Annotated in this window: 1 protein-coding gene; it reads right to left on the minus strand. The window is 67.0% G+C overall.

What is annotated here, in order from left to right; genetic code table 11:
* A partial coding sequence (locus tag AC1DU6_RS32140) for an AAA family ATPase (protein ID WP_477862264.1) occupies nucleotides 1-1,003 on the minus strand: 1,003 nt, incomplete at its 3' end.
* Nucleotides 1,004-1,164: the final 161 nt, after the last annotated feature.

A 1,164-nucleotide genomic window follows, 5' to 3' on the forward strand; every position in this document is an offset into this window, starting at 1 on the left:
CGACATTCTCCAGCGAGGAGAAGCCGTCCATCTCCACCAGCAGGCGGTTGATGATGCGGTTCTGCTCCTGCTCGCCGCCGCCCCCGCCGGCTTCCTTGCCGTTGCTGCGCCGGCCGATGCCGTCGATCTCGTCGATGAAGACGATGCAGGGCGCTGCGTCGCGGGCCTTCTTGAAGAGCTCCTTCACCTTGCCGATACCGGCGCCATAGAACATGGAGCTGAAGTAAGAGCCGTCGACGCTGATGAAGCTGGCGCCGCATTCGCCGGCCAGGGCCTTGGCCAGCAGCGTCTTGCCGGTGCCCGGCGGGCCGTCAAGCAGCACGCCGCGCGGCGCCTTGGCGCCCACGGCGGCGTATTGCTTGGGATCCTTCATGAAGGCTGCGACGCGTCGCAACGCCTTCTTGGCCTCTTCGGCGCCGATGACGTCGTCGAAGCGGGTCTTGGGCTTGTCGGCCAGGCGCGTACGCTGGCTCAAGGGGCCGCGCAGCTGCAGATAGACCAGCGGGCCGGCGATCAGCAGCATGACGAGCAGCGGCGCCAGCGCGCTCCCGGCCCGCTCCAGGGACTGGAACAGGCGCTGGCCGCCGGTACGCGCGTCGACGTCGATGTCGGTCAGCGCAAAGCCTTGGGCCACGCTGAGTTCGCCCAGGCGTGAGCCGATCTCGTTCTTGCAGCCCAGGCCGCAGTCGATGAGCCGCGTGCTGAATTGATGGCCGGCGCGGTCGGTGTAGAGCACCAGGCCGCCGCTGACACCGACGGCCGCAACGTCCTTGGCCTGCAGGGCGCGCTCGAACTCGGAAGCTTCACGCGGGTGGGCCAGCCATTGTTCGGGCGAGCGCTCGAAGCTGAGGGCGGTGGCGTTCTTGCGGGCCTGCACCTCGCTGGTCGTGCGCTCGTGCAAGGTCGACAGGCCGAACAAGGCCAGCAGCGCCGTGACGACGATGGCGGCAATGATGAGTTTCTGACGCAAGCCCGGCGTGGGGGTGTTGCTGGCGCTGTCCATGGTGTGCGGGCGACTTCGGGAACTGCAATCCATGCAGACTAACGGCCCGGTGCCTGCGCCGCGCGTGCGTTATCGAGGTTGGGCTGAGGTCGTTTGCAACAGCTGTTCCAAGTGCGGAAAACTGCCCAGAACGCAAAAAGGGCCTGATCGCGAGATCAGGC

It is taken from the genome of Roseateles sp. P5_B10, from assembly GCF_056400485.1.